Below are 23,685 nucleotides of genomic sequence, written 5' to 3' on the forward strand. Positions count from 1 at the left end.
ATTAATCTATGAAAATAAAAGAAATATATGCACTAAACCCTTTACAGGAGGGAATTTTTTTTCGCTGGCAAATCTCAGACAAGGAGTATTTTGAACAGTCCTGCTACCACATCTACGGGAAAGTTGAGGTTGAGTTATTACATCAAACATTTGATTTTTTGGTGTCGAGACATGAAACACTAAGAACCTGTTTTAACAATACAACAGTAAATGATATTTTACAAGTGGTACTCGAAAGTGTCCCTTCTGGTTTTAATTACCAGGATGAGAGTGCCAATAAAAATTTTTCGCTTGAAAATTTTAAAAAATCAGATCGCGAAAAAGGATTTAACCTAAACAAAGGTTCACAAATAAGGCTTACCGTTATTAAACTGCAGGAGGATGTCTTCGAGTTCATCTGGAGTTACCATCACATTATTTTAGACGGCTGGAGTGCCGGGATATTGATAAAAGATTTTTTTTACGTTTACAAATGTTTATTGGCTGGTCATGCGGTTCAATTAGCGCCGCCACCAAGTAATTCGGCCTACAGCAAGTGGCTGACGCAGCTCGATAAAAAAAGCATAGCAGCCTATTGGGAGGATTATCTTTCGGGATTTGAAACCAGCACCGGAATACCGTTTTTTAACCCTGAAAATCAAAAGGAGGAAGAAACAGAAGTGAAAACAATTCATACCCTGTCCCGAAAAAATAAAGAGGCGGTTACAGCACTTTGCCAAAAATTAGGGATTACCGAAAACATCTTTTTTCAGACCATTTGGGGAATGCTGCTGGCGAAATACAATGATACCGAGGATGTTGTTTTTGGGAGTGTCGTTTCAGGCCGGCCTTCAGAAGTAGACCGAATAGAGGAAATGCTGGGGCTTTTTATCAATACAATTCCGGTACGGATAAAATTTGATGCGGCGGCAACTCTAAGAAATATCCTTATCGCTACTCAAAAAGAGGCCATAGAGAGTATTCCAAATCATTATATTCAACTGGCAGAAATACAATCAAAGAGTAATTTGGGACAGCAGTTGTTTGATACTTTGGTAGTTTACGAAAATTATCCGGCACAGGAATATTTAGAGGAAGAGTTAATTAATTCGGCTCAGGATGCCTTAAAAGTAGTAGCTGTAGAAGCATTTGAAAAGACCAATTATAATTTTTCATTGGCTATAGTTCCGGGCATCGATACCCTGCTGAGGTTTACGTACAATGCGCAAAAATACAGTGCTGAATTTATAGAAAACCTAAAAAAATGCTTTGAGCATCTCTATACTCAGGTTCTCGAAAATCCGGATGGTTTATTTTCTGAAATTGATTTAGTAGCAGGAGAAGAAAGAAACCGCTTATTTTTTGATTTCAACAGAGAGACTTTTGATATTTCGGCAAGCCATACCATCATCAGTTATTTTTCTAAGCAGGTCTTAAAAAATCCAAATAAAACGGCGGTAAAGTACAACACAGAATCGCTTAGTTATCAGGAATTAGATGAAAAAAGTAACAAACTTGGGCATTATCTCATTGATAGTTATGGAATTAAAGAGCATGATTTTGTAGCGGTCGAGTTAGAGCGCTCAGAAATGTTAATCGTAACCATTTTAGCCATTTTTAAACTAGGCGCAGTTTATGTCCCGATTGATACTCATTTTCCGGAAGAAAGAAAAAAAATCATAACAGAAAGTAGTCAGTGTGTACTGGTAGTGAACGAAAATAACATCAAAGAATTTGAAAACTCTACTCAGAATGACGCTGCCCTAAACAGAGAAATTAAGCCTTCTCAAATTGCTTACACCATCTATACCTCAGGGTCAACCGGAAAGCCAAAAGGGGTTATGGTGACACATCAGAATTTCAGTGTGCTTTTGGCCAATTGCCGAAAAAAATTTGGAACAGCTGCCACAGCACATTTCCCTGTTTTAGCCTCAAATTCTTTCGATATTTTTTTCTTTGAAGTTTTTTATCCTTTAACAATAGGCGGTACCATCACAGTACTAAGTACGGAGACCATACAGGATCTTGCGTTTTTGAACCAGGAAATCGAAAAGATCAATGCATTTCATGCGGTACCGGTTTTAATGAGACAGCTGCTCGATTATATTATTGATTTTGATATTGCAGATCGTTTTTCACATATCACAAAGGTATTTATGGGAGGAGAAGCTTCTTCCAACCAAACGCTGGAAGATTTGTCAAAGGTATTTCGTAACGCTTCTATTCATGTGTTGTACGGTCCTACTGAGGGAACCATTTTTGTAACAGGACAAACTTATTTGCACCAACAAAAACGTTACAATCCACAACTGATAGGAACCCCAAACAAAGGCTCTAAAATATACCTGTTGGATTCGGCAAATAATCTCGTGCCCATAGGAGTTCCCGGAGAAATTTGCATTGCCGGCGAACAGGTAGCAGAGGGATATTTAAACCATGAAGCTGGTGGAAGAGAAGTTTTTAGAACAGATTTTTTTTCAAGAAAAAAACTGTACAAAACTGGCGATTTAGCCCGTTGGCATTTTAATGGAGTTTTGGAGTTTATAGGCCGAAAAGACAGTCAGATAAAGTTAAACGGATATCGCATAGAACTTGGTGAAATCGAAGCCGTATTTCAGGAACAGCAAAAAATTAAAAAGGCTATCGTTTTAGCGGATAACCAGAAGGAAGATCAAAAAAGAATAGTCGCCTTTTACACAGGGCCCGAAAAACTGGACGAAAGGGAACTGAGAAATCAGCTGCAGCAAAAATTGCCTGCGTACATGATTCCTTCAAAAATAGTGTGGGTAGAGGAATTTCCAACTCTGATCAACGGAAAAACAAATACCAAAGCCTTATTGACTTTAGGCAGGCAAACAGTTAAAAGCGAACAATATACTTTGCCTAAAACCGAGTTGGAAGCAAAAATACTGAACGTCTGGAAAACCATCCTCTGTAATGAAAATATTGGCATACAGGATCCTTTTTTTGAAGTAGGAGGCAATTCTATTTCTCTCATGAAAATGGTCCGAATGGTCAACAAAGAGCTGGATATCAACTTAAAAGTGCTCAACGCCTTTAAGTTTAGCACTATTGAAGCACTTGTCAATCATATCACACAGGATATAGAACCGGTTCTTGAAGAAGCAGACGAGAAAAATTTGAAATCTGTTGACATCGTACAGCAGACGATGTCAATTTTAAAAAAGAAACAGCAAATAAATTAAGGAGTATCTCAATAAAGTAAATTCAAATGGCAGCAAACGATAATACAGGTTTAGAAATTGCAATAATAGGAATGTCATGTCACGTGCCTGGAGCAAATGACTGGAGAACGTTTTGGAACAATATTTCGAAAGGACAAGAGTCTGTTTACACCTTATCAGAAGAAGAACTTCTCGCGAGAGGCTATATCAAAAAGGAAACCGACACGAATTTACACATTCCGGTTCTGGCAGAAATAGGGAACAAAGGAAGTTTTGATGCCGCCTTTTTCGGATTTACACCTTATGAGGCAGCATTAATGAGTCCGGTACACCGTTTGTTTTTGCAATCGGCCTGGGAAGCTCTTGAAGATGCGGGATGTTTAGCTGAATCGGCAATAAGTATTTATGTGGGCGGTGGTGATGACACTCCGTGGAAAGCACATGTTGCCCTGAATGGCGATAGCAGTAAATTAGATAATCTGACCCTTGATTTTATCACAAACAAAGACCATTTACCGACTCTAACTTCCCACAAGTTAAATTTACAAGGCCCTTCATTTTCTATTAATACGGCTTGTTCGACCTCCCTTTCTGCTGTTCATTTGGCTTGCCGCGGACTCCTGTTCGGAGAGGCGAAAATAGCGTTGGCCGGAGGAGTTTCTTTAATGCTGGAACCCCGCTCAGGTTACGAATACAAAGAAGGATTTATTTATTCAAAAGACGGACATTGCCGAGCATTTGATAAAGAGGCCAGCGGAACCATAGGTAGCGAAGGCGTTGGGATTGTCGTGCTGAAACAGCTCGAAAAAGCCATAGAAGATAAGGATCATATTTATGCTGTAATCAAAGGGAGCGCGGCCAATAACGACGGAAACCGAAAAGTAGGCTATACAGCACCAAGTGTGGAAGGAGAAATGGAATGTATCAGACTAGCGCATAAAATGGCCGGAATATCTCCTGATAGCGTGAGTTATGTAGAAGCACACGGAACAGGCACCACCTTAGGCGACCCGATTGAAGTGGAAGCACTTAATATGGCTTTTGAAAACAATACAGAGCAGAACTGTTTACTGGGTTCGGTAAAAAACAATATAGGTCATACCGATACGGCAGCAGGAGTGGTAGGTTTAATAAAAACAGCCCTTAGCTTAAAATACCGTCAGATACCGGGAACCATAAATTACAACGATCCAAATCCGAAAATCAATTTTAACGAAGGTCCTTTTTATGTCAAAAAAGAACTTCACAAATGGGAGGCGGTAAATAATGCGCCTCTTCGTGCGGGAGTAAGTTCCTTTGGAATAGGAGGAACAAACGTCCATCTGGTTCTGGAAGAAGCCCCTCAAAAAAATAAAAATACCACAGAAGAAACCTCCCAGCTGTTTCTTTTTTCGGCCAAATCAAAGAATTCACTTCAAAACTACCTTTTGAAATTTAAGCAATTTCTAAAAAATGAAAAGGACATTGCGCTGGAGGAAGTAGCTTATACACTGCAGACAGGAAAAAAACAATTCGCTTACAGAGCGGCAATAAACGCTAAAAATAAAGAGGAATTAGCAAGACAGCTTGCTCTTTTAAACAATGAAGAAAAGACAAACAAAACCGACGAAAAGAAGAAAACGATAGTGGTTTTCTTTCCTCATATCAACGACAGCGATATTCGGTTTTATAGCAACCTTTATCAGGAAAATAGCGGTTTCAGGAGTAAAATGGATCAAAATATCGCACCACTGGAATTGGGTGCCTATGATCTTAAAAAGTGGATGAAGGAAACAGCGGCTACGGGCAAATCGGGAGATAAAACCCTTGCCAAAGTATTTGTGCTGTTATCCGGTTATACTTTAGCCAACCTATGGAAAGAATACGGGATACGTATCCAGTATACCGCAGGTGTTGGAACAGGAGAATATACTGCCGCCTGTGTTTCCGGAATATTGCAGATCAAAGAAGTAATTGAGATGATGCTGTACGATGAAAACGAATTAAGCCAACAGCCCGCTCAGATTGCTTTTGTACAGGCAGCCAAAGATATCGTTATAAAAGAAGGAACTTTGACTCCTGTAAAATATTGGGTAAAAGACAGAAACATAGAAATTAACGCACCGTTATCCTTTACGGATATTGTGCAGTACAACTCATCCGTTCTTTTGGAAATGAGTGCTAGTACAAAGCTGGCGCAGTTTTTAGATACCCTTCCAACTGAAAATTTTGAAGAAAAAAGCCGTATCTCGATTTCTTTAGCACCAACGGATCAAATCGTTACTGCAGACGATATCTTAAAAAATACATTAAAAAACCTTTGGCTTTCGGGAGAAAATATCGACTGGGAAAAAACCTATCATGACAATCATCCGGCAAAAACATCCCTGCCGGTTTATGAATTTGAGAAAAGCGACTATCCGCATGTGGTAAACCTAACAGCTGAAAGCTTTACTTTTTTTAATCAGAAAGAGGAAAAAATCGAAGTTGCTCTGAAAGTGAATATTCCACAGAAGAAAAAGGAAACCACATCAGAAATTGTGCATTCCGTGTTTGTGGAATTTCTGGGAGAAGATAAAGTAGATCCGGACAAAGACCTTTTCGAAATTGGTTGCGATTCCCTCAAAGGAATGTTAATCCTGAACAAAATTAAAAACGAACTGCAGGTCGAATTATCGCTGATGGATTTTATGGAACACAGCTCCGTAAGAGAACTAACCGAAACCATCGAAGCCATTGCCAGCAAACAATATCAGGAAGTAAAAACGATTACCATCTAGTCAGGCATTGCATAAAAGCACCCTTTAACCCTTTAGCCCCCTTCGTTCTGAGTCAAAAAACAGTCTTAGGACACCTTACTCTATTTATTTAAATCGAATTGATTATGAATACACTACAGTTCCTGAATTATTTAGCGGAAGAAAATATTAGCGTTCAATTAGCTGATGATAATCTGGCCATTTCGTATACAGCTGAAGAAATTTCAGAGGTCGTTTTACAGCAAATAAAAGTACGTAAAGCTGAAATTGTTGACTATTTAAAACAACAACAGCAGCAGGAAAACAAAACGGAAGCAAGCATACCTTTGGCACCGGCTGATCTTAACTATTATCCGCTGACTCCTTCTCAGACAAGATCATGGATTGTAAGCCATAACTGGGGCGACAACTATGCCTACAACATGTCTAAAAGTTTTCAGTTTGAAGGAGAATTGGACAGATCGGCACTTGAGAAAGCCAGTCAGAAATTGATTTCGAGACACGAAAGTCTTAGAACTGTTTTTGCCGAAAATGAAAGCGGTGAAATATGCCAATGGATTAAAAGCACCGAAGAACTAAATTTTAAAATCAGTCACATTGATTTCAGAGGTCAGGACACCTCCGAAGAAAGATTAGTCAAGTTCATGAAAGAGGAGAGGGGAATACCTTTTGAGTTACAAACCGGCCCTTTATTCAAATTTTACTTAATTCGTTTAGAGGCCGATAAATGGTTGTTTTACATCATCATCCACCATATCATTTGCGATAGCAGGTCGTTTAACATACTGATGCGGGATTTATTCTTTTTTTATAAAGCCGAAGTATTGCAGACCGAGGATTTCTTACCGGAGCTCAGAATTCAATATAAAGATGTGGCAGTATGGAAAAGCAAACGTTTTGAGACGATCGATTTAAGCAAAGAAAAAGCCTATTGGATCAACCAGCTGGGCGGAGAATTGCCTTTACTTCAGTTGCCGGAAGACTATGCGAGACCCGCAGTCAGAAACTCAGAAGTGGGGATGCTAAGACGTTTAATCGATGTCGAATCGGTAAAACCGTTTAAGGCCTATTGCCGAAACGAAGGCGGAACCTTGTTTACCGGATTGATGACTTTGTTTAATTTATTGTTTTACAAGTTTAGCGAACAGAAAGACATTATTCTTGGATTTCCGGTCTATGGCAGGGATTTTTCTGAACTGGAGGAGCAGATCGGTTTTTATGCCGATACTATAGCGTTGCGAACCCGTTTTGAAGGACATCATACGTTTAAGGAACTGTTTAATATTGTAAATACCAATGCCTTCAACGCCTACGAAAACAGAGAATATCCTTTTGAAGAAATCGTAAATCAGCTTCAGGTAGAAAGAGATCCGGGCAGAAATACCATATTTGATGTATTTGTGGTTTTGCAAAACTTTGACTCCCATTCGTTAGAACATGATTTTCTTCCGGGGGGATTAAAAGTGGCTGAATTTGCTGAGCTTAAGGAAGGTTACTCCGCCTATGATCTTACTTTTAATTTTGCGGAGTCAAAAGAAGGGAACCTTTTTTACGAAATCGAATACAACTCCCGAATCTATCGTGAAGAAACCATAAAACGCTTGGCCGATCATTTGGAGTATTTAATGACGAAAACCATCACCGACGATAGTGTTGCGATAAGCGTTCTGGAAAGTATCGATCCTGTTGAACATAAAAAAATTACCGCATGGAGCAGAAATGAATCAGGTACTGTTTTGGCAGAGGAATCGGCTGATGATAGTCGCGGGACGTTAGATTTCGGACTTTATTATTTTGGAAATACCGGAACCGAAGAAAACCAGTACGAAATACTAATGGTAGGAGCGGCTTATGCAGATCTGAATGGTTATAGCGCGATTTGGACACCCGAACGTCATTTTAATGATTTTGGCGGACCTTTTCCGAATCCAAGTGTTTTAGGAGCAGCATTAGCAGCAAGAACTAAAAATGTTGGTATCCGGTCAGGAAGTGTAGTGGCAGGACTTCATCATCCCATCAGAATAGCCGAAGAATGGTCGGTAGTCGATAATATTTCGGGAGGAAGAGCCGGTATTTGTTTTGCCTCGGGATGGAACGCGAATGACTTTGTCTTTTATCCTGAAAATTTTAAAGACAGAAAAAAGGTTTTAATCCAAACCATAGAAGATGTTCGTTCGCTTTGGAATGGGAATTCGGTAAATTTTAAGGGAATTGACGCTATCGAAAAATCTTTTAAAATATTGCCAAAGCCCGTGCGTAAAGATCTTCCTGTTTGGATTGCCTGCACAGCAAATGTAGAGACCTATCAAAAAGCAGGTGAAATAGGAGCCGGAATTTTAACCGGATTGTTGAATAGCGGCTTTGCAGATTTAGAAGAAAAAGTTGCGGTATACCGAAAGGCTTACCAACAGCATAACCATAAAAAAGGCGGTGATAGAGTGGTACTCATGTTACACACTTACCTGGATGAAACGGTAGAAGAAGCACAAGAAAAAGCAAGACCTTCTATGAAAAAATATTTGCTAAAGTCTCTTGAAATGAGCGGCAAAGATGTTTTAGAAAGCGGAAATGATCCTGTACTTAAAAGCATAACGGATCAATCCGTTGAAGAACTGTTAGATTTTTCGGTTACCAAATATTTTAAAGAAAGCAGCCTTATCGGGACTGTAGAAAGCAGTTTTCCAATACTCCATAAAGCGGTACAAGCCGGAGTTGATGAGATCGCATGTTTGATCGATTTTGGTATTGATAAAACCAGTGCCCTTGAAGGATTACCGCGAATTACGAAATTAAAAGATTCTTTTAATGCGCTAAAAAAACAGAGGAGCGAAACCCAAAACGAGGGGCAAAATAAAAATACAGAACCGTCGGTAGCAGCGCTTTTTAAAGAACAATCTCTTTTGCATCCTCATAAGACTGCCGTTTCCGATGGTACTACTTCACTATCCTATGAAGCGCTGTATCAAAAAGCAGAAAATCTGGCCCGATACTTACAATCAAAAGGAGCGGGCAAAGGCACGATCATACCATTGTGCATCAACCGTTCTGCCGATCAGGTAGTAGGTATTTTGGGGATTATGATGGCCGGAGCAGCTTTTTTGCCTATTGATTCTGCTTATCCAAAACAAAGAATTACCCGAATTATAGCCAAAGTAAACCCTGAATTGGTAGTGGCTCAAAAGGAAAATCTGCACCTCTTTTCTGCGGAAATAGAAAAAATCGATATCCATACAATTCCTGATGGCACAGAGAATAGTTTCGAAGCTGTAACTCTAAATCCAAATGATCTGGCTTATGTCATTTTTACTTCCGGATCAACAGGAGAGCCAAAAGGCGTAATGATCCATCACGGTTCATTTAGTAATGTAATGGTTTCATTAGTTCAAAAGCTGGCATTAGATGCTACAGCAAAATTTGTAGCGGTAACTCCTTTGATATTTGATATTTCACTATTGGAAATTTTTCTGCCGTTAACCGTTGGAGGACAGGTTGTAATGACCAACGAACAGGAGTCAAATGACATTTACCAGCTGAATGATTTTCTGAAAAAAAATACAGTAAGCCATATGCTTACCACGCCTACAAGATGGAAAATGCTTTTGGATACAGGCTGGAAAAATACAGAAAAGCTTGTGGTGCTGGCCGCAGGAGAAGATCTGGAGCAGCAGTTGAAAAATAAACTGGTACAGCTAAGCGGTACAGGAATCTGGAATCTTTATGGGCCAACAGAAACCGCAATCATTTCAAGTGTACAATTTCTGCAACAGGACGATCTTGTGAACATTGGAAAACCTATAGGCAAAACGGCATTGTATGTTTTGTCGGAAGAAAAAAGACTCATGCCCGAAGGTGCGGTTGGAGAGCTTTACATTGCAGGAAGCGGGCTTGCATCGGGTTATTTTAAAGATAAAATGCTTTCAGCGGCAGCGTTTGTTCCGAATACTATCGATCCTGAAATGGGGGCCTTGCTCTATAAAACAGGCGATTTAGTAAAATGGCTGCCAGACGGGACCTTAAAATATATAGGCCGAAAAAGCAGTCAGATCAAAATAAGAGGCTATCGTATTGATTTGAAAGAAATCGAAAATACAATAGAGCAGCATCCGGCAGTAAAAGAAGCTATAGTGTTATTGAACGCAGCTGAAAACGGAGAAAAAGAGCTTACCGGTTATCTTAAAAGTGATGAGGAAATAGACTTTACAACCCTAAGAGAATTTCTGAAAAGCGATTTACCCGACTACATGATTCCTGAAAATTTTATTCGCATAAAAGAAATTCCGGTAACGGTAAACGGTAAAGCGGATACCAAAAAATTACGTCTGCTTAAAAATGATAAAACAACTGTGCAAAGGACTTTTGTAGCTGCCAGAAATGAAACAGAAAGCACGCTTACTGAGATTTGGAAAGCGCTATTAAAGTTAGAAGAAATAAGCGTTAACGATAATTTCTTTTTTCTGGGAGGAAGCAGTTTAAAGCTGGCAAAAATGAAAAACGAGATTTACAAACAGTTCGGGGTAGCACCTACAGCTTTGACCTTATTACACAATCTTACCATAACCTCTTTTGCGGTTGAGATCGAAAAAATAGTAACGCAAACAGAGGAGCTTGACGAAGTGGAATACGAAAAATTCAACATTTAATACAGCCCTTTTTTCTAAAAATAAAAACCAATAACCTTTTAAAAAATTCAGAGATGATTGAAAAAATGATTTCACAACCGTCGTTTGATGTGGTAAATCCATTGTTGTTTGCTATGGGCGAAGATGTGATGGGATTTCTAAACGAAGTTCAGTTGCAATACCCTGACGCCATTTCGTTTGCTTCCGGAAGACCTGACGCTAACTATTTCAAGATCGATCAATTCTCTGAATGCCTGGATCATTTTGTAAAAAACAATGCACGGGAAAAAGGACTTTCCGAAAATATAGTGTTAGAAAATTTGGGGCAGTACAACCGAACTAAAGGCATCATCAATGAAGAAGTGGCAAAATACTTATCAGTTGATGAAGCGATAAAGGTAAACCCAGAAGATATCCTCATAACCGTAGGCGCACAAGAAGCAATTGCGATTGGAATTACAACCTTATGCAACCGCGAAAATGATGTGATTTTGGTCGAAGATCCGGCTTATATCGGGGTAACACATTTTGCTAAAATCAATGATTATGCGATTGATACCATTCCTGTTATATCCGATGAATCCTCCATACAGGCAATCGAAGAAAAGATACTGCACTATCAGGAAAAAGGCAAAAAAGTAAAAATTGTCTATGTCATCCCCGATTTTCAGAACCCTACAGGAAACAGCATGTCTTTAACCAACAGACATCGTCTTTTAGAGTTGGCCCGTTTGTATGATTTTGTGCTTTTCGAAGACAATGCCTATGGCGATTTTTATTATGAAAAGGATAAAATGCCCACCTTAAAATCATTGGATCAAAACAACAGTGTGATCTATTTGCGATCGCTTTCCAAAACCATATATCCTTCTTTACGTCTGTGTTTAATGGTGGTCACACAAAAAATGAAAATAAACGAAAAAAACATAGCCTTGAGCGATTTAATGGCCAAAACAAAAGGATATGTCACTGTAAACACCCCATCGATCATGCAGGCCATGTTTGGCGGTTTGTTACTGAAAAATGAATTTTCGCTTGAAACTTTAAATACAGAAAAGAGAGCTGCCATGAAAGAAAAAAGGAACCAGCTTTTAGAAAGTCTGAATCATTTTTTTAATAAGGAAACCCATTTTTGGGCCGAAAATATAAGTTGGAATCTGCCAGCTGGCGGTTTCTTCCTCATCCTTAAAGTGCCTTTCAGGGTAACAAAGCAAGACGTTATTGCCTGTGCAGAAACGAATAAAGTCATTTTTACCCCCATGTCTTTTTTCTACATGAACCAGGGAGGCGAAAACGAATTGCGACTGGCTTTTAGTAATGTCACCCGGGAAGAAATAAAAAACGGAATTGAAAGATTGTCTGAGTTTATCAAATCAAAAGTAACTAACCAATAAAAAACTATAAAAATGGAAAACAACAATGAAATTATCGTATCTGATTTTTTTAATATGGAGTATGATTTTGTCGAGTATTACGTAGGTATGGCCAAGATGGTCGTATTCTGGCACGTGAAAGCATTAGGTTTTGAAGTTATCGCTTATGCCGGGCCGGAAACGGGTGTTTTAGACAGATGTTCGTACTATATCGTTAAAAATGATATCAAACTGGTGATCACTTCAGCATCACAACCCAGCTCTTACAAAATAGTTTCGTTTGTTGACCTTCATGGAAACGGCATCAAGCGAATGGCCATAAACGTTGATAATGTGAAGGACTTTTTTGCAAGAGCCATGAAAAACGGAGCAATACCGGTAGAGCACCCGCATTTAACATCGGATGAAAATGGTTTTGTAGAACAGGCGTCCTTAAAAATGTTTGATGACAACGAAATTGTATTGGTCAACTATGACAATTACAACGGAGATTTTCTTCCGGGATATAAAAACGTACAGAGCGAATGGAATTTTGAAGGAGAAGATACCGGTTTGCAAAAAATTGACCATGTGGCCTGTGCTTTAAGACTTAACGAGATCAATTTATGGGAAAAGTATTTTAACAACATCTTCCTTTCGAAAACGGTGGTTGAATTTGACGAAAGAAAAGTGAAAGGCGAAAAGAAAATCGGGATGTTATTGAAAGTGCTTCAATCCGGTAATAAAAGCATCAATAACGTTTTGGTTGAACCGGAACATGGGGTAAAAAACCAGGTACAATTGTTTATAGATCAAAACTACGGAACAGGAATACAACACATCGCTTTTGAATCCAACAACATCATTAAATCGGTGAAAGCACTGAGAGAGTCTGGTGTGAAATTTACCAGATACCCGGATTCTTACTATGAGAAACTAGCGGCAAAATATCCTGAATTGGATGTAGAACCTTTAAAAAAGCACGGGATCTTATGTGATGTTTTAGAAGGAGCCTTACTCTTCCAGATCTTCACCACTCCTATAGGCGACAGAGCTACGTTTTTTTATGAAATCGTACAAAGAGTTAATGATTATCAGGGATTTGGTTTAGACAACATTTATGCGCTGTTTGAAGCTATGGAAGAAGAATTAACGCTTTCAAATAAAATATAATCCCGATGACAGGTTGCCAAACAGATATTATAAATGCTATAATTCAGATAGTGGGGCGTGAGTATGTACTCACCAATGCTGAACTATTATACAATTATTCCAGAGACTGTACTTCTGATGAAGAGAAAATACCTTCGGCAGTAATCCTGCCGAAAGATGAAAAAGAGATTTCAAAAATCCTTAAAATCTGTAATGAAACAAAGACCAGTATCACCGTGAGAGGCGGTGGTACAGGAGTTAGCAGAGGAGCATTATCTGAAACGAATGGTCTGATACTTTCGCTGGAACGCTTAAATAAAATCATCGAAATCAATAAAATAGACAGGACTGTTACAGCAGAATCAGGAGTCATCACTCAGGATTTGCGTACTGCGGTGTTAAACGAAGGTTTGAATTTTCCGCAAAACATCAGTAGTGCCAATGCCTGTTTTATTGGCGGAAACATAGCCGTATCCAGTGGCAGCCCAAAATCATTGAAATACGGTACTACTAAAGATTATGTAATCAATCTGGAAATTGTTTTGCCCGACGGAACTATTATCTGGACAGGAAAAAATGTAACTAAAAACGCAACCGGTTATAACCTGACCCAACTGTTTACCGGAAGCGAAGGAACGCTGGGGATCATTACCAAAGTAGTCTTAAAATTAGTCCCACCTGCAAAAGAACTGCTTTTGATGATTCCTTTTTCTAAAATAGAAAAGCTGTTTGAATGCGTACAGCAATTTTTTGCAAAAGGATATGAGGCTTCAAGTATCGAATTTATTGACCAGACCGGAGTAAAACTGGCTTCGGAATTTCTTGATAAAAAGCAGTGGAATCACGAGACCACTAAAGGCCTTTTATGGATCGAACTGGAAGGAACTGCTTCCGATAAACTAATGGAACAAGCCATTCAGATTAGCGAATTTATCGGAGAGTATACCCAGGAAGAAATCAGTATGGCAGATACCCAAAATGGCGTGAAAGCCCTATGGGAAATGCGCTCTAAAGTGGGAGAAGCCGTCATACATCATGTGTTTTTTAGAGATATAGACATCGTGGTACCGCGTTCTAAGATTGATGAAATGTACCGTTCAATTGCAGGAATTGCAAAAAAGTATGATTTCGAATACACCGTTTTTGGACATGTAGGCAATGGAAATTTTCATGTAAATATTTTTCAGGACAAACAAACCGATAAAAAAGAGTGGGAAGATCAGCTGGCAATTTGGGTGAAAGCCATTTTCTTAAAAGCGCTGGAACTGGGAGGCACAATATCAGGAGAGCACGGCATAGGTAAAATTAATCTTCCCTATTTAGAAGAAGCCATGTCGCACCACCATATCACTATCATGAAGGACATCAAGGCATTATTTGATAAAAACAGTATCATTAATTAAGCTGTTGGGAATGAGATAATGAGGGAATTAGATAATGAGGAAATGAGGAAATGAGATAATGTGAAATGTGAAATGTGAAACGCATTAGCTCAATACAGAAAAACTATGTTTCTATGTATTTAACAATCGCCACAGTAAAAAAAATCTGCCACCCGAGCGATAGCGAATTGGCGAAGCAAATCTGCACAATCTGCGAGAGAAAAAAATACCACCAATAGATTAATAAAATTCAATCCACACCTAACCAATATCAATCATACGCAATACAAATTAGTTTAAACCAAAAAACATAATTATGGGCTACGAATTATTTACAAAGCTGAAAAAACTTAAAGTTACCGTAAAAGTAATCAACAATAATCTTGATGTTAAAGCTCCCAAAGGGGTTTTAAATGAAGCACTATTAAATGAAATTAAATCAAAAAAGGAAGAATTAATTGAGCTGGTTAATAAATATGCAAAAGATCAGGATCATGAAAACAATTCTATTCCCGCTGCGCCAAAGAGTGAACATTACCCGTTATCTTCTTCTCAGCTCAGGCTGTGGGTGCTAAGCCAGATTGATAAAGCAAATTTCTCTTATAATATTCCCGGGATTCAGGTTATTGATGAAGCATTGGATGCTGTTGCTTTTATGTTGGCTATTCGTGATTTGATCCATCGTCACGAGGTTTTAAGAACCGTTTTCAAGGCTGTAGAAGAGGAAGAAGTCCGACAGTTTGTAATCGCTCCCGAAGATTTTGAATTCCCTTTTCAGCAAATCGACGTCGATAGTGATGAGGATAAACTAAATGAAATACTGATTGGGGTAAACAACACCATTTTTGATCTTGAAAAAGGACCGTTATTCAAAGGAGTTCTTATAAAAATTACCGACACCAAATTTGTATTTGCCTACAACATGCACCATATCATCAGCGATGGCTGGTCTATTGGGATCATGATTAAGGAACTGCTTAAAAACTATGACGCCAGAAGAAAGGGTGAAACAGCTTTGAGCACCCCTTTACAAATTCAGTATAAAGATTACGCTGTATGGCAGCAAAAACAATTAGCAGCTGAGGTTTTCAATAAAGAAAAAAACTACTGGCTGACAAACCTTGAAGGCGATCTGCCTGTTCTTTCTCATTTCGGAGACCGTCCGCGTCCTGCTATTATGAGTTATAACGGAAATGTCATCCAACAGGATATACCGGCTGCTTTATACCAAAAATTAAAATCCTTTTGTAAAGAAGGAGAGGGAACTTTGTTTACAGGTTGTCTCAGTTTGATCAATGTACTATTGCATAAATACACCGCACAAGAGGATTTTATCGTGGGAAGTCCGGTATCGGGCAGAACACACAAAGATATGGCCGACCAGATTGGGTTTTATGTAAACACTCTGGCACTTAGAACGCAGTTTGGGCCAACGAATTCTTTTGAAGAAATTTTTCAGAAAAATAAAAGCGTAACATTAAACGCAATTGAAAATCAGAATTACCCTTTTGATGAATTAGTGAATCACCTGAACCTGAAGAGAGACCTTAGCCGCAGCGCGTTATTTGATGTGATGATTGACATTCAGAATGAATATCAGAACGAAGAGGAGAATGCAGCATTGTCGTATAATGATTTGCTAAACGGAGGAGTGAGTAAATACGATTTAACCTTCACCTTTATAGAAAAAGCAGGAGCATTAACGGTTGAATTAGAATATAATACCGATATTTTTACCGGAGCAACAGCTTTGGAATTCCTAAAAGATTTAGAAAACACATTGGCAGTAGTGGTTCAGAATCCTGCTGAAGAAATTGGCTTTCTTCCATTGGAAGTGAGCAGAAAAGCAGCACCTTCTAAAGTACAATCCCCTGAAGTAACGATTTCAGATGAGGAGATTATCTACACCTATCCTTCAACTCCGCTTGAAAAAGCATTAGCCGGATTATGGGAAGAGGTTTTAGGAATCTCACACATCAGCATGGAAGACAATTTCTTCGATTTGGGCGGACATAGCTTAAAAGCTTCCAAACTCATTAGTAAAATCCATAAAGAATTCCGTGTAAAACTCCAGCTAAAAGACCTGTTTATTCACACCAGTTTAGCGGGGCAATACGAGCTGATTGCCAAAGAACAACAGGTGGATTATAACGAAATTCCGGTACTGGAGAAACAAAATGGTTACCCGCTTTCAGTAATGCAGCGTCGTTTGTGGATCTTGAGCCAGCAGCAGGAGGCTAATATTGCCTACAACATGTCAGGAGCTTATGTTTTTGAAGGAGAACTTAATATAAATGCGTTAGAAACTGCGTTTTTGCAGTTAATCGAACGTCATGAAATTTTACGTACCAGTTTTAAAGAAAACGATCAAAAAGAAGTACTGCAGTATGTGATCGCACCCGAAGATACCTTTTTTACGATTAAAAATATAGACCTGAGCAACACAGACGAATCGGCACTCGAAAAACACCTGTTTGAAGACTTATCGGCTCCTTTTGATTTGTCTGCAGGGACATTGTTAAAAGCCAGTATTTACAAACAAGCCGAAAAACGCTGGGTATTTAGCACCGTAATCCACCACATCATTAGCGATGCCTGGTCGATTGAAATAATTGTAAAGGAGTTGTTACAGCTCTACAACAGCCTTGTAACCGGAGTTCCGTCAGCATTAAGCTCACTGCCGATTCAATACAAAGACTATTCGTCCTGGCAGCTTACAGAGCTTAGTGGTTTCAGATTGGAACTGCATAAAGCCTATTGGCTGGACCAGTTTAAAGGCGATTTACCCACTTTAGATTTATCAGGAGGAAAACAGCGTCCGTTTATAAAAACATACAACGGGGGAGTACACCATACCTTAATTTCTGAAACGCTGACAAACAAATTTAAGGAACTTCTGAAAACACAGGAAGCCACTTTATTTATGGGATTGTTAAGTGCCGTTAATGTTTTATTTTACCACTACACCCATCAGGAAGACATTGTAATAGGAAGTCCTATTGCGGGCAGAGACCACGCCGATTTAGAAAATCAAATTGGGTTTTACGTGAACACATTAGCCCTAAGAACGAATTTTTCGAAAGAAGACAGTTTTAATGATATTGTATCCAACGTAAAAAAAGTGGTTCTCGGAGCGCACGAGCATCAGCTGTATCCTTTTGATGACTTGGTTTCGTCCTTAAATATTCCGAGGGATATGAGCCGTAATCCGTTGTTTGATGTGCAGGTTATTGTTCAAAACCAACAAGGATCTGGTTCCAAAGGGATGGAGAATTTATCGGTAAACGAATATCAGGGAAAATTACCGGATTCGAGTGTATTCGATTTGGTTTTTAACTTTACAGAAGCACCTCAGGGCTTAGCCACCAGCATTATTTACAACAGTGATGTATTTGATTCTGAAAGAATAGAACAATTCGGAAATCATCTGGAACAGTTATTAACAGCGGTACTAGAAAATACCGAACTGCCGATACTGGAATTAAAATGGTTATTAAAAGAAGAACAGCAGCATTTACTTCAATTTAATGCAGAAACTTTTAGCTATGACCAATCGAAGACCGTTATAGAAATGATAAAAGAGCAGACAGAAAAAAATCCCGAAGCCATAGCAATATCTTTTGAAGGAAAACAATTAAGTTATCATGAACTGAATGAGCGTTCCAATCAGCTGGCCCATTTTTTACTGGAAGAATACCAACTGCAGCCAAATGATTTTGTTGGAATTATGCTCGATCGTTCCGAATCTGTATTCATTGGAATTTTAGCAATATTAAAAGCAGGAGCCGCTTACGTGCCTATAGATCCTGATTACCCGGTTTCCCGCAAAGAATACATCCTCAAAGACACCAATGTAAAAGTATTGCTCACCCAATCCGATTATTTATTTGACCTGTCCTATTATGAGGGGGGAATATTTGCAATGGATGTACAGCTGGACAGCTTAACCAATCCGGTAACGACTCCTGAAACAACCGTTTTGCCGGAGCATTTGGCTTATATCATTTACACTTCGGGCTCTACAGGAAATCCAAAAGGAGTTATGGTAACACACGGCAACTTGCAGCATTCGTTAGCTCCAAGAAGCAACACCTATTCGCCAATAAAAAGCTTCTTATTACTGTCCTCTGTTGCGTTTGACAGTTCAGTAGCGGGAATCTTCAGCACATTGACCACCGGAGGTACATTGTGTATCACGAGTACTTCGGACATTGCCAATGTAAATTTCATCGCCGACCTTATAGCAACCGAAAAAGTAAGCCATTTATTGACGGTACCTTCTTACTATAAATTGTTACTGAAAGCCTTGTCAGACAAAGAAGCTGCCTTAGAACAGGTTACTGTAGCCGGCGAAACCTGCCCGATAAGTTTGATCGAAGAGCATTTTAACAGCACTATAGGAAAATCGGGTTGTGATTTGTTTAACGAGTACGGTCCAACGGAATGCTCGGTTTGGAGTAGTGTTCACAAATATGAAGAAGGAAAACCGGTAACAGCGACGATCGGAAAACCAATTGCCAACACTCAGATTTATATTTTAAACGAAAAAGAAGAATTGGTACCGCTTGGTGTCATAGGCGAATTACACATTGGAGGGAATGGAGTTACCAAAGGATATTTAAATAATCCGGAACTGACTCAGCAAAAATTTGTAAAAGATCCTTTTAACCCAGCTGGTTTGATGTATAAAACAGGCGATTTAGGCAGATGGAATTCAGCTGGAGAGATCGAATTTTTAGGTCGAAAAGACAATCAGGTAAAAGTAAGAGGATACCGTATCGAACTGGGCGAAATACAATATGCTGTTGAACAGTACCCACTTGTAGAAGCCGCAGTTATTTTGACAAAAGAAAATAAAGCAGGTGATAACGAACTGTATGCTTATTTGTTAGCCGATGAAACGGTAAACCTTTCAGACCTCAAACATTATTTAAAAAATATAGTACCGGCTTATGCTGTACCGGCCCATTTTATTACGGTTGCTGCATTTCCACAAACGCCAAACGGAAAAATAGACACTAAGGCTTTACTCGAAATTGGAGATGCCGAAAGCAGAATCGGAGAAGAATATGTAGCGCCGCAAACCGAACTGGAGATCACATTAGTAAACATTTGGGAAACTGTTCTGGACAAAAAGAAAATAGGCGTAAAAGATCGCTTTTTTGATTTAGGAGGCGACTCGATCAAAGTACTAAAAATTGTCAATGGCATTTACAACGAAATGCAATTAGAAATTACCATTTCCGACGTTTATACTAACGATTGTATCGCTCAGTTATCGGATTTCATTACAAACAACAGAACATCAATTACTGTAACAAAAGCAGCAGTTGCAGGAGTAAAAGATCAGGCCAGACAATCGATGGATTGGATCAGAAACAGCGTTTTAGAATCTTTAAACGAAAACGAGGCGGATAAAGTAGAAGACGTTTACCCGATGAGTGATATTCAGAAGGGAATGATCTACGAATCGTTGAAATACGAAGGAGCAAGTGTGTATCACGATCAAATGATTAACTCCAGACAATTTCAGGATTTTGACATTACGGTTTTCAGACAGGCGATGCAATTGATGACCGAAAAGCATGAAATTCTTAGAACGGCATTTAATTTACACGATTACGATCAGGAAGTTCAAATCGTATACAAACAGGTTGAACTGCCTGTTTTTTATCAGCATTTGTCGCATTTGGGATCTTTAAAAGAACAGGAAAAAGTCATTGCAGACTTCCTTCAGTCAGAATTGCTGAACCCATTTGATGTAACCCGGGCACCACTGTTTAGAATGGCTGCTTTTAATATAGGCAACGATACCATTGTGTTTGTTTCGCAATGTCATCACGCCATTATAGACGGCTGGAGCGATTCGTTATTATTGACCGAGATCAATAATGTGTACCTTAAATTAATCGATACCCCTTCGTTTAAACCGGCTAAACTAAGATCGAGCCACAAAGATTATATACTGTATCAGCTGGAAGACAAACGAAAAGAAGAGATTGCCGCATTTTGGTCGAATGAATTAAACGACTATAACAGGGTGAACTTATTTACCGATAAAGAAGTAGAAGATTTTAAACTGTTTGGTTTTGAGAAAGAAACGTTATCAAAGATCGACGCTTTAAAAACAGCCTATGGTATTCGATTAAAAGAGCTGGCTCTGAGCGCTTTAATTTACACCATAAAACTATACACCTACGGCAATGATATCACCATCGGTTTAGTCGTAAACACCAGACCCGCTCTGCCGGATTCCGATGAAATGTTAGGCTGTTTCCTAAACACAATACCTTTCAGACTGGAAGTAGACAGAACCCTAAGCGGCGAAAATTTATTGCTCTTAGTAAAGCAAAAACTTGTTGAGGTAAGTAATTATTCGGACATGAGTTTGGCCAATATCGCTGCGGTGAACAATGAAATTAAAGGAACAAACAATCCATTCTTTGATATCATCTTCAATTATGTCGACTTTTACTCTTATGATGCTTTAGAAGAACAGCTAAAGGAGCAAAAAGCATCAAATTTAGGCAATCAGGAATTGGTATTAAACGGAAAAGGAGCGACCAATACGTATCTTGATTTTACCGTTAACAATACCAATAATGCGGCCTTATTTGATTTTGCCCAAACCAGAGAACTGATCAATAAAATTGAACTGACTGAAATCGAGTCGGTTTACAAAAAAGTTTTCAAACACCTTGTGGAGCATCCGGAAGCTTCTTTAAAAGAACTGGATCATTTATCCAACACGGAAAAAGAAATCTATTTAACTCAAAACGAGGGCAAAGCAATAGCGGAAAACAACAAGCAAACCGTATTAGAATTGTTTGCCGAACAGGTAGCGCTAAATCCTGATTATCCGGCATTGCACCATAATGGTCTAAATATTAGTTATGCAGAACTCGATCAAAAGTCGAATCAGTTAGGGCACTATCTAAGAAAACAAGGTATTGGCAATGAAGATTTTGTAGCCATATTAATTGATCGTTCTGTCGAAATGCTCATTTCAATTTTTGGGATCATAAAAGCCGGGGCAGCCTACGTTCCTTTAGACGAGGGCTATCCACAGCAAAGAATCGATTTTATTTTAAAAGATACAGCCGCCAAAGCCCTGCTTTCCAAACAGGCTGTTTTAGAAAATTTTTCGCAGGAATCTTTTCCAAAAACCATAGTAATGGATAAAGAATGGGACAGCATTGCCGAAGAAAGTACAGCGAAAACCGACGCCATTCTTACGCCAAACTCTTTAATATACAGTATTTACACCTCGGGAACAACCGGAAATCCAAAAGGCGTTTTTATCGAACATAAAGGAGTGGTCAATCTTGCAAAATCATTAATCAAAAGATATAACATACAGAAAGAGGAGAAAATTTTAGCTTTTTCCAATTATGTCTTTGATGCTTCGGTAGAACAAATTTTTGTGGCATTGGCAAGTGGAGCCACTTTGGTGTTATGTGATAAAGAAGACCTGTTGGACAATGAAAAATTTGCAGAGCTTTTGATACAAAAAGAAATTACCCATATCGATGTAACACCAACGTATCTGGAGAATGTAATCCCTAACAAGTACCATTTAAACAGAGTTGTGGTTGGAGGTGAAGAATGTTCCATAAACCTAGCCAGAAAATGGGCCGCTCACACTGACTTCTACAACTCTTATGGGCCTACCGAAACCACCGTGTCTTCGACCATTTACGCTTATGACAAAGAGAACGATAAAGAGCTGAATCGTCTGCCAATCGGAAGTCCGATCGAAAATACAGCTATTTACATTTTAGACAGCGCCTCACAGTTAGTAAAAACAGGAGTTGTTGGCGAAATGTTTATCGGAGGAATAGGCGTTTCGAGAGGATACATCAATCAGGAAACACTAACCAAAGAACGTTTTGTTCCTAATCCTTTTGCAAAAGAGGAGACTTTATACAAGACGGGTGATCTATGCTGCTGGCTGCCGGACGGTAACATTCAGTTTTTTGGCAGAGCCGACGATCAGGTAAAAATTAGAGGTTACCGAATTGAATTAGGCGAAATTGAAAATGCATTTCTTCAGCAAAAAATAACTACTTCGGTTGCGGTACTGGCGAAAACAAACAAATTAGGAGAAAAAGAAGTCGTGGCTTATCTGGTTCCGGACGAACATTTTGACGTAAGAAACATCAGAATCAAACTAAAAAGCGTTTTGCCTTACTTCATGATCCCGTCGTATTTTGTTCCTGTAGAAGAAATTCCGCTAACAAAAAGCAGAAAAGTAGATCGGAACAAATTGTTAGCCATAGAAATACACAAAACGGATGTTCTCAGATCGCTTGTTGCTCCGGAAAACGAAACCGAAAACACAATCCTTCAGATCTGGCAGGACATTTTAGAAAAAAAGGAAATCAGTGTGCTGGACAACTTTTTTGAAATTGGCGGATATAGCCTCAAAGCGATTAAGCTACAGTCGATGTTAAGAAGAAAACTAGGGTTGGAAATTTCGATCAAGGACCTTTACAATGCGCCAACCATCAGAGAACTGGCTCAGGGTAAAAAAACAGCATCATCTGCATTGATCGATTTACACGTGGGCAATCATGCAAACACCATTTATTTTATACCGCCAATTCTGGGTAACTCTATTTTATATCACCCTTTGGCAAAAGCACTAAGCAGCCATTTTAACTCAATTGGACTGCAATACAAAGGCTTGGAACCTCAGGAAAAACTTTGCCAGTCTATCGAAGAAATGGCCGGCTATTTCAGCGAAGAGATTAAAAAACGTCAGAGCAATCAGCCGTTTGTGATTCTGGGGTATTCAATGGGTGCCGCAATTGCCTTTGAAGTAGTCAAAGAACTCGAAAAGCAGTACGATGCCATCGAATTAGTTTTGGTAGACAGACCCATTTCGATCATCGGACTCCAGGACAACGAGGAAGATATTGATGCACAGGCCGATTGGCTGCTTAAGGAATATCAGAAGATTACAGGCTTGAGCACAGACCAGAAAGCGGGTGTTTTATCTTTTCTGAAAAACAATTTGCTTCTTGACAATCAATACAGCCTTCAGGGAAAAATTTCGAGTACGATACATGTCCTAGAATCGGGTGAAAACGAATTGAGAAGTAACATGCACAACTGGAAAGAGTATACAACTGGCGAATTAACGCATCATTACCTGTCGGGTACACACTGGGAAGCCTTTAGCGAGAAAAATTTTGACAAGTATGTTGAAATCTTCAAAAATAGCATTCAGAAAACAAGCATAGAAACCAACTAAAAATCGTAAAACTAATTAACTT

General features: G+C 39.0%; 7 protein-coding genes. All 7 read left to right on the plus strand.

What is annotated here, in order from left to right; translation table 11 throughout:
- The first annotated feature begins 8 nt into the window (after positions 1-8).
- Positions 9-3,185, plus strand: coding sequence for a non-ribosomal peptide synthetase (locus ACN1CN_RS13590; protein WP_419136045.1), 3,177 nt, complete (start codon positions 9-11; stop codon positions 3,183-3,185).
- Positions 3,186-3,211: 26 nt separating this feature from the next.
- Positions 3,212-5,923 (plus strand): beta-ketoacyl synthase N-terminal-like domain-containing protein, encoded by a 2,712-nt coding sequence (locus ACN1CN_RS13595; RefSeq protein ID WP_419136046.1) that lies wholly within the window; start codon positions 3,212-3,214, stop codon positions 5,921-5,923.
- Between the two features lie 104 nt (positions 5,924-6,027).
- A complete protein-coding gene (locus ACN1CN_RS13600) occupies positions 6,028-10,542 on the plus strand; it encodes a MupA/Atu3671 family FMN-dependent luciferase-like monooxygenase (RefSeq protein WP_419136047.1) in 4,515 nt (1,504 codons plus the stop codon).
- A 53-nt stretch (positions 10,543-10,595) separates the two neighbouring features.
- Entirely contained in the window at positions 10,596-11,915 is a 1,320-nt protein-coding gene (locus ACN1CN_RS13605) for a PLP-dependent aminotransferase family protein (RefSeq protein WP_419136048.1), read from the plus strand.
- Positions 11,916-11,927: 12 nt separating this feature from the next.
- Positions 11,928-13,046 carry a VOC family protein gene (locus ACN1CN_RS13610; protein ID WP_264524494.1) on the plus strand — a complete coding sequence of 373 codons (1,119 nt, stop codon included), beginning with the start codon at positions 11,928-11,930 and terminating at the stop codon, positions 13,044-13,046.
- A 5-nt stretch (positions 13,047-13,051) separates the two neighbouring features.
- Positions 13,052-14,428, plus strand: a complete 1,377-nt coding sequence (locus ACN1CN_RS13615) for an FAD-binding oxidoreductase (protein WP_419136049.1) — start codon at positions 13,052-13,054, stop codon at positions 14,426-14,428.
- A 295-nt stretch (positions 14,429-14,723) separates the two neighbouring features.
- Positions 14,724-23,663, plus strand: coding sequence for an amino acid adenylation domain-containing protein (locus tag ACN1CN_RS13620; RefSeq protein WP_419136050.1), 8,940 nt, complete (start codon positions 14,724-14,726; stop codon positions 23,661-23,663).
- Positions 23,664-23,685 lie beyond the last annotated feature (22 nt).

It is taken from the genome of Flavobacterium sp. T12S277 (assembly GCF_048514875.1).
GTDB lineage: Bacteria > Bacteroidota > Bacteroidia > Flavobacteriales > Flavobacteriaceae > Flavobacterium.